Origin of the sequence: Streptomyces sp. NPDC003035, from assembly GCF_042888285.1 — a bacterium.
GTDB lineage: Bacteria > Actinomycetota > Actinomycetes > Streptomycetales > Streptomycetaceae > Streptomyces.
Genome location: NZ_JBIAPJ010000014.1, coordinates 28,724 through 41,127, shown reverse-complemented (window position 1 = coordinate 41,127; position 12,404 = coordinate 28,724). Strand labels below are relative to the sequence as shown.

The 12,404-nt window shown below is 70.8% G+C and carries 9 protein-coding genes and 3 tRNA genes; 4 read left to right on the top strand and 8 right to left on the bottom strand.

Annotation, left to right across the window (positions count from 1 at the left end):
• Positions 1 to 84 precede the first annotated feature (84 nt).
• From ACFYV5_RS33475 to ACFYV5_RS33450, 6 genes are all read right to left on the bottom strand, one after another.
• On the bottom strand, positions 85 to 1,719 hold the full coding sequence (locus ACFYV5_RS33475) for a phytoene desaturase family protein (protein WP_389174974.1): 1,635 nt from the start codon (positions 1,717 to 1,719) through the stop codon (positions 85 to 87).
• Positions 1,720 to 2,055: 336 nt separating this feature from the next.
• Positions 2,056 to 2,463: a PIN domain nuclease gene (locus ACFYV5_RS33470; protein ID WP_389174971.1), complete on the bottom strand. Its 408-nt coding sequence runs from the start codon at positions 2,461 to 2,463 to the stop codon at positions 2,056 to 2,058.
• On the bottom strand, positions 2,460 to 2,693 hold the full coding sequence (locus ACFYV5_RS33465; protein ID WP_355108439.1) for a type II toxin-antitoxin system VapB family antitoxin: 234 nt from the start codon (positions 2,691 to 2,693) through the stop codon (positions 2,460 to 2,462). Before ACFYV5_RS33465 ends, ACFYV5_RS33470 begins: the two co-directional genes overlap by 4 nt.
• A 204-nt stretch (positions 2,694 to 2,897) precedes the next feature.
• A tRNA-Ile gene (locus ACFYV5_RS33460) sits at positions 2,898 to 2,974 on the bottom strand.
• A gap of 175 nt (positions 2,975 to 3,149) precedes the next feature.
• Positions 3,150 to 3,222: transfer RNA gene (locus ACFYV5_RS33455), tRNA-Asn, on the bottom strand.
• Between the two features lie 5 nt (positions 3,223 to 3,227).
• Positions 3,228 to 3,300, bottom strand: a tRNA-Asn gene (locus ACFYV5_RS33450).
• 169 nt (positions 3,301 to 3,469) lie between these two features.
• On the opposite strand from ACFYV5_RS33450, the gene ACFYV5_RS33445 reads away from it, so the two are divergent.
• From ACFYV5_RS33445 to ACFYV5_RS33430, 4 genes are all read left to right on the top strand, one after another.
• The gene (locus tag ACFYV5_RS33445) at positions 3,470 to 3,772 is read left to right on the top strand and encodes a YtxH domain-containing protein (protein ID WP_355108437.1); all 303 of its coding nucleotides are present in this window, start codon (positions 3,470 to 3,472) and stop codon (positions 3,770 to 3,772) included.
• Between the two features lie 85 nt (positions 3,773 to 3,857).
• Complete coding sequence (locus tag ACFYV5_RS33440) at positions 3,858 to 5,297, top strand: FGGY family carbohydrate kinase (protein WP_389174968.1); 1,440 nt, start codon at positions 3,858 to 3,860, stop codon at positions 5,295 to 5,297.
• 90 nt (positions 5,298 to 5,387) lie between these two features.
• The gene (locus ACFYV5_RS33435; RefSeq protein WP_389174965.1) at positions 5,388 to 7,121 is read left to right on the top strand and encodes an ABC transporter ATP-binding protein; all 1,734 of its coding nucleotides are present in this window, start codon (positions 5,388 to 5,390) and stop codon (positions 7,119 to 7,121) included.
• Complete coding sequence (locus ACFYV5_RS33430) at positions 7,121 to 9,088, top strand: ABC transporter ATP-binding protein (protein WP_355108431.1); 1,968 nt, start codon at positions 7,121 to 7,123, stop codon at positions 9,086 to 9,088. Before ACFYV5_RS33435 ends, ACFYV5_RS33430 begins: the two co-directional genes overlap by 1 nt.
• Before the next feature lie 121 nt (positions 9,089 to 9,209).
• On the opposite strand, the gene ACFYV5_RS33425 is transcribed toward ACFYV5_RS33430, so the two are convergent.
• Both ACFYV5_RS33425 and dnaG read right to left on the bottom strand, forming a co-directional pair.
• Entirely contained in the window at positions 9,210 to 10,379 is a 1,170-nt protein-coding gene (locus ACFYV5_RS33425) for an RNA polymerase sigma factor (protein WP_389174961.1), read from the bottom strand.
• A 70-nt stretch (positions 10,380 to 10,449) separates the two neighbouring features.
• Complete coding sequence (gene dnaG / locus ACFYV5_RS33420; protein WP_355108425.1) at positions 10,450 to 12,372, bottom strand: DNA primase; 1,923 nt, start codon at positions 12,370 to 12,372, stop codon at positions 10,450 to 10,452.
• Positions 12,373 to 12,404: the final 32 nt, after the last annotated feature.

The window sequence follows — 12,404 nt, the reverse complement described above, 5'->3', positions numbered from 1 at the left end:
GGCCTGGGGCCTGCGGGTCGGGCCGGTCACCCCGACGGCCCCTCTGCCTTGCCGGGGCGGCGGCCGCCGGGTCGCGTTCGGCTGTCACTGGGGCACGGGTGGCCGGATGCCGTGTTTGAGGAGTCCTGTCCACAGGCGGGTGCGGCTGACCGGGTCGAGGGCTTCGTGGGCGGCGAGGAGGCCGCCGGTGACCGCACCGAGGAAGCCGCCCGCCAGGCAGTCCTGGCCTGACAGGTAGAGACCCTTGACCTCGGTGCGCGGGCGTAGCCAGTCCGCGAGGCCGGGGTGGCGGCCGTCGCCGAAGGCGGCGGTGTCTTTGGCGAGCCCGTAGAGGCTGCCGCCGGGCCAGCCGGTGAAGTGCTCGGCTGTCAGAGGGGTGCCGAGTTCGTGATAGGCCACTCGACCTTTGGTACGGGGCAGGTGGCGGTGGAGCTGGTCGAGGAGCTGCGCGGTGAGTTCGGCTTTCAGAGCGAGGTAGGCCGGGTCCCGGTGGCGCCGGGGTGAGCCATGGAAGGGCTCGAACAGGTCCGGGTGGACGTAGGTGAGGATCTCGCCGGTCGACCGGCCGGGGTGCCGTGCGGTCCAGGTCGGGTCCTTGGCACAGGAGAAGGAGAGGAAGTGGCCGCTGGTGCGTCCGCCGGTGCCGTCGAAGAAGGCGTCGCAGTCGCCGTCGGTGACCATCAGGTTGTGCCGGGGCAGTCCCAGTTCCTCCGGGTCGCCGTCGAGGCCGACGAAGAGGATCACGAACGGGAATCCGCGCCGCATGCCCTCCAGGCGGTCTGCGCCGCCGGCAGGTGGGCGGGGCAGCAGAGTGCGGTAGGTGTGGTGGGCGCCCGCCGCGCTGACCACTACCGGGGCGCGCACACGGGTGCCGTCCGCCAGCGTCACACCCGTCGCCCGCGCCCCGTCCAGCTCGATCCGGGCGACCGGCGCCCGTACGAAGACCTCTCCGCCGGCGGTACGGATCGGGGCGAGCATCGCGCGGGCGATGGCGGCGCTGCCGCCCACCGGATACCAGGCACCGGTGCGGAAGTGCTCGAACAGCACCGCGAGGAGGAAGAACGGCAGCCGGGCGGTGGAGTCGGCCAGCAGCAGCGCGCTCGGGGTGAGCACCGCCTGCCGCAGCCGCTCGTCGCGGACCAGCCCCGCCACGACGTCCCGGGCCGGCCGCAGCGCCTCGGCCGGGACGGCCGCCGCCCGCAGCAGGCGGGCCAGTCGCCGTACCACCGGGCCCGACAGGCGTCCCAGCGCGAGCACGGGCAGCGTCGCCCGGCACCGCTCGACCAGCCGGAACAGTGCCTCGATCCCTGCCCGTTCGGTGGGGAAACGCGCGATCAGACCGGCCCGGTAGGCGGTGAAGCCGACAGGCGCCCGGTGTACCTCGCCCGCCAGCCGGTACTCGTCGTACGGGTCCCCGAGCGAGGCCCATTGCAGAGCGCCGCCGGTCAGGTAGTCCGACAGCACCCGGACCGGCTCGCGCTGCGCCAGCTGGCCGACGTAGTGGATGCCGACGTCCCACTCCCAGCCGCGCCGCCGGTAGGCGTGGGTGTAGCCGCCTGCGGTGTAATGCTGCTCGAACACCGCCACCCGCCGTCCCTGCCGGGCCAGGCAGACCGCCGTCGTCAGCCCACCGGCCCCGGACCCGATCACCACCGCGTCGTACGCGCCCGCGACCTGGCCCGTCACCAGCGGCCGCCCCACCAGCACACCGCGTGTCACAGAACGTCTCCCGTTTCGGGAACGGCGCCCGGGGTCGCCGCCCTGGCAAGGACCGCGAGCAGCGCGGAGGCCGCCACGGCGGCGAGGACGGGACGGATACGCAAGGCGCTGTCCAAGGGGTGGCAGGAAGGCGACACCCGGTGGAACGCCCCGCCGGGGCCCGGGGTCACGGCCCCCCGCCCGCCGTCACCTGGACGGAACTGAAAAGGCAGGGGAGCCGCGTCGGTGGCTCCCGGTTTCCGGCTCCGGAGGGGCATCTGCGCTGGTCACTGCTCTTCTCCGAGCCGGCCTGCCACGCCGGTGCTGGAGCAGTTCTCGTTCGGTGCCGACGAAGAGTCAGGCGCGTACGTCTCGCTGTTGCACTTCCTTGAGAACCCCCGCCACCGTGGCGAAGTCGTTGTCCACGTGGAGCACCGTGTGGCCGTGATGGACCGCCGTCGCACACACCAGGAGATCGATGGCTCCGGCGGCTCGGTGCTGCCCGCGCTGGGTGAGCTTGTACTGCGCGGTGTCGACCCAGCGCCACGCGTTCTTGGGGACCGGTGAGAACCGGCAGAGATCATCCAGCTCTTCGGCCAGCTCGTCGCGGTGGGCCGGGCTCGTGGCCGAGTGGAGGAACTCCACCCTCGTGGGCTCGCAGATGTGGAACACGCCGGCGGCGATGTGTCCTTCCCAGGGCCGCAACGCCCCCGGCGTACGGAAGAGGTGCCACAGGGTGGACGTGTCGAGGAGGTACGTGATCACTCGAAGGCTGCCCGCCGGGCACGCTTGGCAGCGGCATGCGCCGCAGCCGCGGCCTCGAACTCGCCCCGCTCACCCCGCGCGGCCAGCTTCTCGGCAGCCTCCAGCCGCTTGACGCGCGCCACGTAGTCCCGCAGCGCCCCGTTGACGGTCTCCTTCTTCGTCGAGACACCCATCAGCCGCATCGCCTCGGCCAGCGCCTCATCATCGAGATCGATCTGGGTAACAGACATACCGGCCGCCTCTCACCGCGAGTCCATGATGTACATAACGAAGCTACATCACCAACATCCCCGGCAGGCATCGCACCCGAGGCGAGGGCGCTAAGCATCCGGGTGACGCTGGCGTGTCGCTACGAACCCCAGGTCAATGGGGTGCACCATGGACAGCAGAAAGCCCGCGACCGCAGGAAAAACCTTCCTGCGGCAGCGGGCGGTTGGTGGGGCGGGTGGGACTCGAACCCACGGCCGACGGATTATGAGTCCGCTGCTCTAACCGGCTGAGCTACCGCCCCTGACGGTGTGGCGCGTACATGTGTGCGCGCCGTCTGCCGCAGCATAGCCGCTCATACGATCTCCTGCTCCGGATGCTCGGCACTGCTGCGCGCTGCTCGACCATGAGGACCGCGCAGCGTGGCGCATGGTTCCCGGAGACAAGAAAAAGGACCCCGAAGGGTCCTCTTTCCTCTGCTCTCCCGACTGGACTCGAACCAGTAACCTGCCGGTTAACAGCCGGCTGCTCTGCCAATTGAGCTACAGGAGACCGCGCTCCCCCGACTGGACTCGAACCAGTAACCTGCCGGTTAACAGCCGGCTGCTCTGCCAATTGAGCTACAGGGGATTGCTGCGGTTGCACCGAACGCACTCACCTGGGGTGTTCCGGGCGGCGTGCGTTCGCTGCGACACATACATTAGCGCAAGCAGGGGGGTGCTCCGCCAATCGGTATGCCGTGGCCGTTCGTGGGCACCAGTGATGCATCAGGGAAGCTCCAGGGAAGGGTGGTGCCGCCGTGCGGTACAAGCTGACGTTCGTCGTGGGACTGGCCCTCGGTTACGTCATCGGGACGCGGGCCGGTCGTGAGCGCTACGAACAGCTGAAGAAGTCCGCGCAGGACATCAGCCGGAACCCGGCGGTGCGCAACGCCGCCGAGTCCGCGGCCCAGACCGGACGGGACGTCGCCGGGAAGGCGCTCCACGCCGTGAGCGACAAGGTCGGCGACAGGCTGCCCGCGTCGGTCACGGACCGGATCCACGCGCTGCGCCATCACAACGGGCAGGTCACCGAGGACGACTGGGGCGTGAGCAACACCTGAGGCGCGCCGACCGCGCGCTCGAAAAAGCGTTTTCTACCCCACACGCGCTCCGCCTACTCCCCCGCGTGCGGCAGAATCTCCTGTCATGGGGATAGTCGCCGGCTTGGACAGTTCTGCTGAGTTCACACGCATCGTCGTCTGCGACGCGGACACGGGTGCCGTACTGCGGCAGGGGTACGCCCCGCATCCCGTCGAGCCGAAGGCCTCCGACGTCGATCCACAGGCGTGGCTGCTCTCGCTCGGCGAGGCCGCGGGCGGCGGGCTGCTCGAAGGCGTCCAGGCCATCGGGGTCTCCGCCCAGCAGCACGCGATCGTGCCGCTGGACCCGCAGGGCGCTCTGGTGCGGCCCGCGATGGTCGGGAACGACAAGCGGGCGCAGGTGGCCGCCGCCGATCTGATCGAGGCGTTCGGCGGGCGGCAGGCCTGGGCCGAGGCCGTCGGATGCGTGCCGCAGTCCGGGCAGCCGGTCGCCAAGCTGCGCTGGCTGGCCCGCACCGAGCCGGAGAACGCCCAGCGCGTCGGGATGCTCCTCCAGCCGCACGACTGGCTGGTCTGGCAGCTGCTCGGCCGGCCCCCGCGCCGCACCACCGACCGCGGCGCCGCCTCGGCCACCGGCTACTGGTCGGCCGGCGCCGGCGCCTACCGCCCCGACCTCGTCGAGCTGGCGCTCGGTCACCAGGCCGCGCTTCCCGAGGTGCTCGGCCCGTCCGACGCCGCCGGGACCACCCCCGAGGGGCTGCTGATCTCCGCCGGTACGGGCGAGACCATGGCCGCCGCGTTCGGGCTCGGCCTCGCGGCCGGGGACGCCGTCGTCTCCCTCGGCGCCTCCGGCTCGGTGATGGCCGTGCACCACGAGGCGCTCGCCGACCCGCACGGTCTGATCACCTCCTTCGCCGACGCGACCGGCATGCACCTGCCCGTCGTCCACACCTCCAACGCGGTGCGGGCGCTGCGCGGCACCGCCGAGATGCTCGGCGTGGAGAGCCTGGACGAGCTCTCCGCGCTCGCGCTGAAGTCGACGCCGGGCGCCTCCGGACTCGTCCTCCTGCCCTATCTGGAGGGCGAGCGCACCCCGCGGCTGCCGCACACGGCCGGCACCCTCAGCGGGCTGCGCCGCGAGTCGATGAAGCCCGAGCACCTCGCGCGGGCCGCCTTCGAGGGGATGCTCTGCTCGCTCACCGACGCGATGGACGTGCTGCGCGGGCGGGGGGTCGAGGTGCGCCGGGTGTTCCTGCTGGGCGCCGCGGCCGGGCTGCCCGCCGTCCAGGCGATCGCACCGGCGATCTTCGGCGCGCAGGTCGTCGTCCCCCAGCCGGCGGACTACGCGGCGCTCGGCGCGGCCCGGCAGGCCGCGTGGGCGCTCGGTGTCTCCCGGGGCACGCTCTCGCCGACCGCTCCCCCGGCCTGGCAGGGCGCCGCCGCGCAGGTCCTGGAGCCGGGCGAGGAGCTGGCGGTGGGTCAGGCCGTACGGCAGCAGTACGTGGCCACGCGCGAGCAGATCCACCCGGGCGCGTTCGGGGCCTAGCGGGATGGCGTTCGGCTGGTAGCGGAGTCCGTTCAAGACTCGACAAAACCCGGTCGTCACGTCCCGGGGGTGCGGGCGATAGTAGAACCCGTGCTCCTACGACTTCTCCGAACCCACCTTCGGCCGTACAAGAAGCCCATCGCTCTGCTGGTCCTGCTCCAGCTCCTGCAGACCTGCGCCTCCCTCTACCTGCCGACCCTGAACGCGGACATCATCGACAACGGTGTCGTGGACGGGGACACCGGCTACATCCTGCGGTTCGGCGCCCTGATGATCGCGGTCTCCGTGCTTCAGGTCGTCTGCAACATCGGGGCCGTGTACTACGGGGCGCGGACCGCGTCCGCGCTCGGCCGGGACATCCGCGCCGCCGTCTTCGAGCGGGTGCAGTCCTTCTCCGCCCGGGAGGTCGGGCAGTTCGGCGCGCCGTCGCTGATCACCCGGACCACCAACGACGTCCAGCAGGTCCAGATGCTGGTCCTGATGGCGTTCACCCTGATGGTCTCCGCGCCCATCATGTGTGTCGGCGGCATCATCATGGCGCTCGGGCAGGACGTGCCGCTGTCGGCGGTGCTGCTCGCCGTGGTGCCGGTCCTCGGCATCGCGGTCTCGCTGATCGTGAAGAAGATGCGGCCGCTGTTCCGGACCATGCAGGAGCGGCTCGACACCGTGAACCGGGTGCTGCGCGAGCAGATCACCGGCAACCGCGTGATCCGCGCGTTCGTGAAGGACGACTACGAGCGCGAGCGGTTCAAGGGCGCGAACACCGAGCTGACCGACGTCTCCATGGCGACCGGCCGGCTGATGGCGCTGATGTTCCCGACCGTCATGACGGTCGTGAACATCTCCAGCATCGCGGTGGTCTGGTTCGGCGCGCACCGCATCGACAGCGGCGGGATGGAGATCGGGGCGCTGACCGCGTTCCTCGCCTATCTGATGCAGATCGTGATGGCCGTGATGATGGCCACCTTCATGTTCATGATGGTGCCGCGGGCCGAGGTGTGCGCCGAGCGCATCGAGGAGGTGCTGTCCACCGGGAGCAGCGTGGTGCCGCCGGCCGAGCCCGTGACCGAGCTGGAGCGGCGCGGTCATCTGGAGGTCCGGAGCGCGGACTTCCGTTACCCGGGTGCCGAGGAGTCGGTACTGCGGGACGTGGAGCTGGTGGCCCGGCCCGGTGAGACGACGGCGATCATCGGTTCGACGGGCAGCGGCAAGTCGACCCTGCTCGGTCTGGTGCCGCGGCTGTTCGACGTGACCGGCGGCGAGGTGCTCGTCGACGGTGTGGACGTACGGAAGCTCGATCCCCGGCTGATGGCGCGGACCGTGGGGCTCGTCCCGCAGAAGCCGTACCTCTTCTCCGGGACGGTGGCGACGAACCTGCGGTACGGGAAGCCTGACGCGACCGATGAGGAGCTGTGGCACGCGCTGGAGGTCGCCCAGGCCGCCGACTTCGTGAGGAAGCTGGAGAACGGGCTGAACGCGCCGATCGCGCAGGGCGGCACGAACGTGTCCGGCGGGCAGCGGCAGCGGCTCGCCATCGCGAGGACGCTGGTGCAGCGGCCGGAGATCTATCTCTTCGACGACTCGTTCTCGGCGCTGGACTACCGGACGGACGCGTTGCTGAGAGAGGCACTCAAGGAGGAGACGGCGGACTCGACCGTCGTCATCGTCGCCCAGCGGGTGTCGACCATCCGGGACGCCGACCGCATCGTGGTCCTCGACGAGGGCCGGGTCGTGGGCGCCGGACGCCATCACGAGCTGATGGCGGGCAATGAGACGTACCGGGAGATCGTGCTCTCCCAGCTGACCGAGGCGGAGGCAGCCTGATGGCCGGTCCTGGCGGACGAATGATGGCCGGTGGCGGCCCTGACCAGCGGTCGATGGACTTCAAGGGCTCGGGCAAACGGCTGGTGAAGCAGCTGGCGCCCGAGCGGGGCGCGCTGTGGCTGATGCTGATCGCCGGTGTGCTCAGCGTGGCGGCCTCGGTGGTCGGCCCCAAGATCCTCGGCAAGGCGACCGACCTGGTCTTCGCGGGGGTCGTCGGACGGGATATGCCCGCGGGCACGACGAAGGCGCAGCAGATCGAGCGGCTGCGGGCGGCGGGCGACGGCGGGATGGCCGACATGCTGTCCGGGGTCGACTTCACCCCCGGGCGCGGCATCGACTTCACGGCCGTGGGCGAGGTGCTGCTGTGGGTGCTGGTCATCTACGTGGCGGCCGGGCTCCTCATGCTGGTCTCGACCCGTATGTCGATCAAGGTGATCAACCGGACGGTCTACCGGATGCGCGAGGACGTGCAGGCGAAGCTGGCGCGGCTGCCGCTGTCGTACTTCGACAAGGCCAAGCGCGGCGAGGTCCTCAGCCGGGCGACCAACGACATCGACAACATCTCCCAGACGCTCCAGCAGTCGATGGGGCAGCTGATCAACTCGCTGCTCACCATCGTCGGCGTGCTGGCGATGATGTTCTGGATCTCACCGCTGCTCGCGCTGGTCGCGCTGGTGACCGTGCCGGTGTCGGTGGTCGTGGCGACGAGGATCGGCAAGCGTTCGCAGCCGCACTTCGTGCAGCAGTGGAGGTCCACGGGCAAGCTCAACGCCCATGTGGAGGAGATGTACACCGGCCATGCGCTGGTGAAGGTCTTCGGGCGGCAGGACGAGTCCGCGGCCGACTTCCGCGAGCAGAACGACGCGCTGTACGAGGCGGGGTTCAAGGCCCAGTTCAACAGCGGCGTCATGCAGCCGGTGATGTTCTTCATCTCGAACATCAACTACGTCCTGGTGGCCGTGGTCGGCGGGCTCCGGGTGGCGAGCGGCACGCTGTCGATCGGTGACGTGCAGGCGTTCATCCAGTACTCCCGGCAGTTCTCGATGCCGCTGACGCAGGTCGCGTCGATGGCGAACCTGGTGCAGTCGGGCGTCGCCTCGGCCGAGCGGATCTTCGAGCTGCTCGACGCCGAGGAGCAGGAACCGGACGCACCCCTGGGCGAGCGCGGCGCGACCGGGGCGCCGCCGGCCGGCGGCTGGGAGCGGTCCGCCGACGTCAAGGGCAAGGTCGCGCTGGAGGAGGTGTCCTTCCGCTACGAGCCGGAGAAGCCGCTCATCGAGAAGCTGTCGCTGACGGTCGAACCCGGACAGACGGTCGCGATCGTCGGTCCGACCGGCGCGGGCAAGACGACGCTGGTGAACCTGCTGATGCGGTTCTACGAGGTGACCGGCGGCCGGATCACCCTCGACGGCGCGGACATCTCCTCGATGTCCCGGGAGGACCTGCGGGCCGGGATCGGCATGGTCCTGCAGGACACCTGGCTGTTCGGCGGGACGATCGCCGACAACATCGCGTACGGCGCGTCCCGCGCGGTGTCCCGCGAGGAGATCGAGGAGGCGGCGCGGGCCGCGCACGCCGACCGCTTCATCCGCACCCTGCCCGAGGGCTACGACACCGTCATCGACGACGAGGGCTCGGGCGTCAGCGCCGGCGAGAAGCAGCTGATCACCATCGCGCGGGCGTTCCTGTCCGACCCGGTGATCCTCGTCCTCGACGAGGCCACCAGCTCGGTCGACACCCGCACCGAGGTCCTCATCCAGAAGGCGATGGCGCGCCTGGCGCACGGGCGTACGTCGTTCGTCATCGCGCACCGGCTCTCCACCATCAGGGACGCGGACGTGATCCTGGTGATGGAGAACGGCTCGATCGTCGAACAGGGCACGCACGACGAGCTGTTGGCGGCGGGCGGGGCGTACGCGCGGCTGTACGCGGCGCAGTTCGCGCAGGCGGTCGCCGAGGTGGACTGATCCGGTCGCGTGCAGTGATCGACTCGCCGATGACCCGTGCCGCATGATGAGCGGCACGGGTCAGCCCCCGTGGGCCGGCCACCGCGGTTCCGGATCATCGTGGTGAAGAAGAGCTGGGCCTCTAGTCCAGGTAACCGCGCAGCTGGTCCGCGTAGGCGTGGTCCCGGAGCTTGTTGAGGGTCTTGGACTCGATCTGGCGGATGCGTTCGCGCGTCACGCCGAAGAGGCGGCCTATCTCCTCCAGGGTGCGGGGTCTGCCGTCGTCCAGGCCGTAGCGGAGCTGGACCACCTTGCGTTCGCGCTCGCCGAGGGTGGAGAGGACGGCCTCCAGGTGCTCGCGCAGCAGGAGGAACGCCGCCGATTCCACCGGGCTCGCGGCGTCGCCGTCCTCGATGAGGTCGCCGAGGGCGACCTCGTCCTCCTCGCCGACGGGGGCGTGCAGGGAGACCGGTTCCTGGGCGAGGCGCAGCACCTCGCCGACCCGCTCGGGCGTCAGGTCGAGCTGGGCCGCGACCTCTTCGGGGGTGGGTTCGTAGCCGCGCTCCTGGAGCATCCGGCGCTGGACGCGGACGACCCGGTTGATCAGTTCGACGACATGGACGGGGACGCGGATGGTCCGGGCCTGGTCGGCGAGGGCCCGGGACATCGCCTGGCGGATCCACCAGGTCGCGTACGTCGAGAACTTGTAGCCGCGCGCGTAGTCGAACTTCTCCACCGCCCGGATCAGGCCGAGGTTTCCCTCCTGGACCAGGTCGAGCATGGTCAGCCCGCGCCCCACGTACCGCTTGGCGACGGAGACGACGAGCCGCAGGTTGGCCTCGATGAGGCGGCGCTTGGCCATCCGGCCCAGGACGACGAGCCGGTCCAGGTCGAGCGCCAACCGGGAGTCCAGGTCAGGGGTGTTGAGCAGCTTCTCCTCGGCGAACAGGCCGGCCTCCACCCGGCGGGCGAGCTCGACCTCCTCGGCGGCGGTGAGGAGCGGGATGCGGCCGATCTCCCGCAGGTACTGGCGGAACAGGTCGGACGAGGGTCCGTTCCCGCCGAGGTCGAACCGGCGGGGAACCGGCTCCGGCTCGGGTGTGTCGTCCACGAACTCGACGGGCTCGGGCGGATCGGAGACCTCGGCCGGCTCTGCGGGGGCCGGCGCCTCCGGGTGGGGGACGGCCGGGCGTTGCCCGGGCACGACGTCCGTCGGGGACAGGGTCTGGGTCTGCACGGGGGCGACCTCCAGGTGATCGCTGCCGGTGCTCCGGGGGCTCAGGCACCGCCCCCAGTGTGGGGTACGACACATCGCCGCCACGAGGGGCGTGCGGTGACTTTTTGAGTCCGGTGGGTCACCGTACGTCAGAGGCGGCCCGGCCTCAGAGCGCCGCGGCCCCGTTGGTGCGCAGGGACTGGCCGTACTGGGTGAGGACCCAGAGCTCGTTCTGTACGGCGGCCAGCTGCTCCGGGTCGGCGTGGGGGCCGAGGCGGGCGAGGGTACCCTGGATGTCGCGGATGCGGCGGTCGACGGCGCGCAGGCGGACCTGGACGAGCTGGGCGCCCGCGTAGACCTCGTCGACGGTCTTGGCGAAGATCGCCTCGACGGCGAGTTCGGTGACGAGCGCGCGGACGGTGTCGTTGGGCGCGGCCTCACGGACGGCGGACAGATAGTCGGCGGGTGCGCCGGTGGCACCGCCCGCGTCCTGGATGCACTGGCGGACGGCCGCGTAGGGCGGGGCGGTGAACTCGTCGGCACCGTACGCGTCGAAGGCCGGGGAGACCAGTTCGGGGCGCTGGAGGGCCAGCTTGAGCAGTTCGCGCTCGGTGCGGTGGGCGGGGCTGCGCAGGTTGAGCGCCGGGCCGCCGCTCGCGGCGGGGGCCTGGGTCTCGTACTCCCCCGTAGCCCTTCGGCCGCGGGAGGCACCCCCATGCTGCGAGGCCGCCGGCGCCGAGGTGCCCCGGCCGCCCCGGTCGCGCTGCCAGCGGGCGATCTGGGAGACGCGCTTGACGACGAACTGGGTGTCGAGGATGCCGAGCATGCCGGCGAGCTGGACGGCGACCTCGTGCTGCGCGCCGACGCTCTTGATCCGGGCGACGATCGGCGCGGCCTCGTCGAGGGCGGCGGCCCGGCCGGCCGGGGTCTCCAGGTCGTACCGCTTCACGATCTGGCGCAGCGCGAACTCGAAGAGCGGGGTGCGCGGCTCGACGAGGTCCGCGACGGCCTGGTCGCCCTTGGCGAGCCGCAGGTCGCAGGGGTCCATGCCGTCGGGGGCGATGGCGATGTAGGTCTCGGCGGCGAACTTCTGGTCGTCCTCGAAGGCGCGCAGGGCGGCCTTCTGGCCGGCGGCGTCGCCGTCGAAGGTGAAGATGACGCGGGCCGAGCCGTTGTCCATCAGGAGCCGGCGGAGGATCTTGATGTGATCGCCGCCGAAGGCGGTGCCGCAGGTGGCGATGGCGGTGGTGACGCCGGCGAGGTGGCAGGCCATGACGTCGGTGTAGCCCTCGACGACGACGGCCCGGCTGACCTTGGCGATGTCCTTCTTGGCCAGGTCGATGCCGTAGAGCACCTGGGACTTCTTGTAGATCGGCGTCTCGGGCGTGTTCAGGTACTTGGGCCCGTTGTCGTCCTCGCGGAGTCTGCGCGCGCCGAACCCGACGACGTCGCCGCCGACGTCGCGGATCGGCCACATGAGCCGGCCGCGGAAGCGGTCGATGGGGCCGCGCCGGCCGTCCTGGGAGAGGCCGGAGAGGATGAGTTCCTTGTCGGAGAAGCCCTTGCCGCGCAGGAAGCGGGTGAGGTGGTCCCAGCCGGCCGGGGAGTAGCCGACGCCGAAGTGCTCGGCCGCGGCCTGGTCGAAGCCGCGCTCGGCGAGGAACTTCCGGCCGATCTCGGCCTCGGGCGAGGCGAGTTGGTCGATGTAGAACTGGGTGGCGACCTTGTGGGCCTCGACGAGGCGGATGCGCTCGCCGCGCTGGTGGCCGGGGTTGTAGCCGCCCTCCTCGTACCGCAGCGTGATGCCCGCCTTGGCGGCGAGGCGCTCGACCGTCTCCGAGAAGGAGAGGTGGTCGATCTTCATCACGAAGGCGATGGTGTCGCCGCCCTCCTGGCAGCCGAAGCAGTGGAACAGGCCCTTGCTCGGGCTGACCTGGAAGGAGGGGGACTTCTCGTCGTGGAAGGGGCACAGACCCTTGAGGTTGCCGCCGCCGGCGTTGCGGAGCTGGAGGTACTCGGACACGACGGCGTCGATCGGGACCGCGTCCCGTACCGCCTTCACGTCGTCATCGTTGATCCTGCCTGCCACGCGGGAATTCTACGGGGGGTCCGGGGGGTCGT

What these genes read in the sequence shown, in the direction of transcription:
- ACFYV5_RS33425 (WP_389174961.1), bottom strand. Translation starts at nt 10,379, where the DNA reads ATGTGTCGTACCCCACACTGGGGGCGGTGCCTGAGCCCCCGGAGCACC.
- ACFYV5_RS33465 (WP_355108439.1), bottom strand. Translation starts at nt 2,693, where the DNA reads ATGTCTGTTACCCAGATCGATCTCGATGATGAGGCGCTGGCCGAGGCG.
- ACFYV5_RS33440 (WP_389174968.1), top strand. Translation starts at nt 3,858, where the DNA reads ATGGGGATAGTCGCCGGCTTGGACAGTTCTGCTGAGTTCACACGCATC.
- ACFYV5_RS33430 (WP_355108431.1), top strand. Translation starts at nt 7,121, where the DNA reads ATGGCCGGTCCTGGCGGACGAATGATGGCCGGTGGCGGCCCTGACCAG.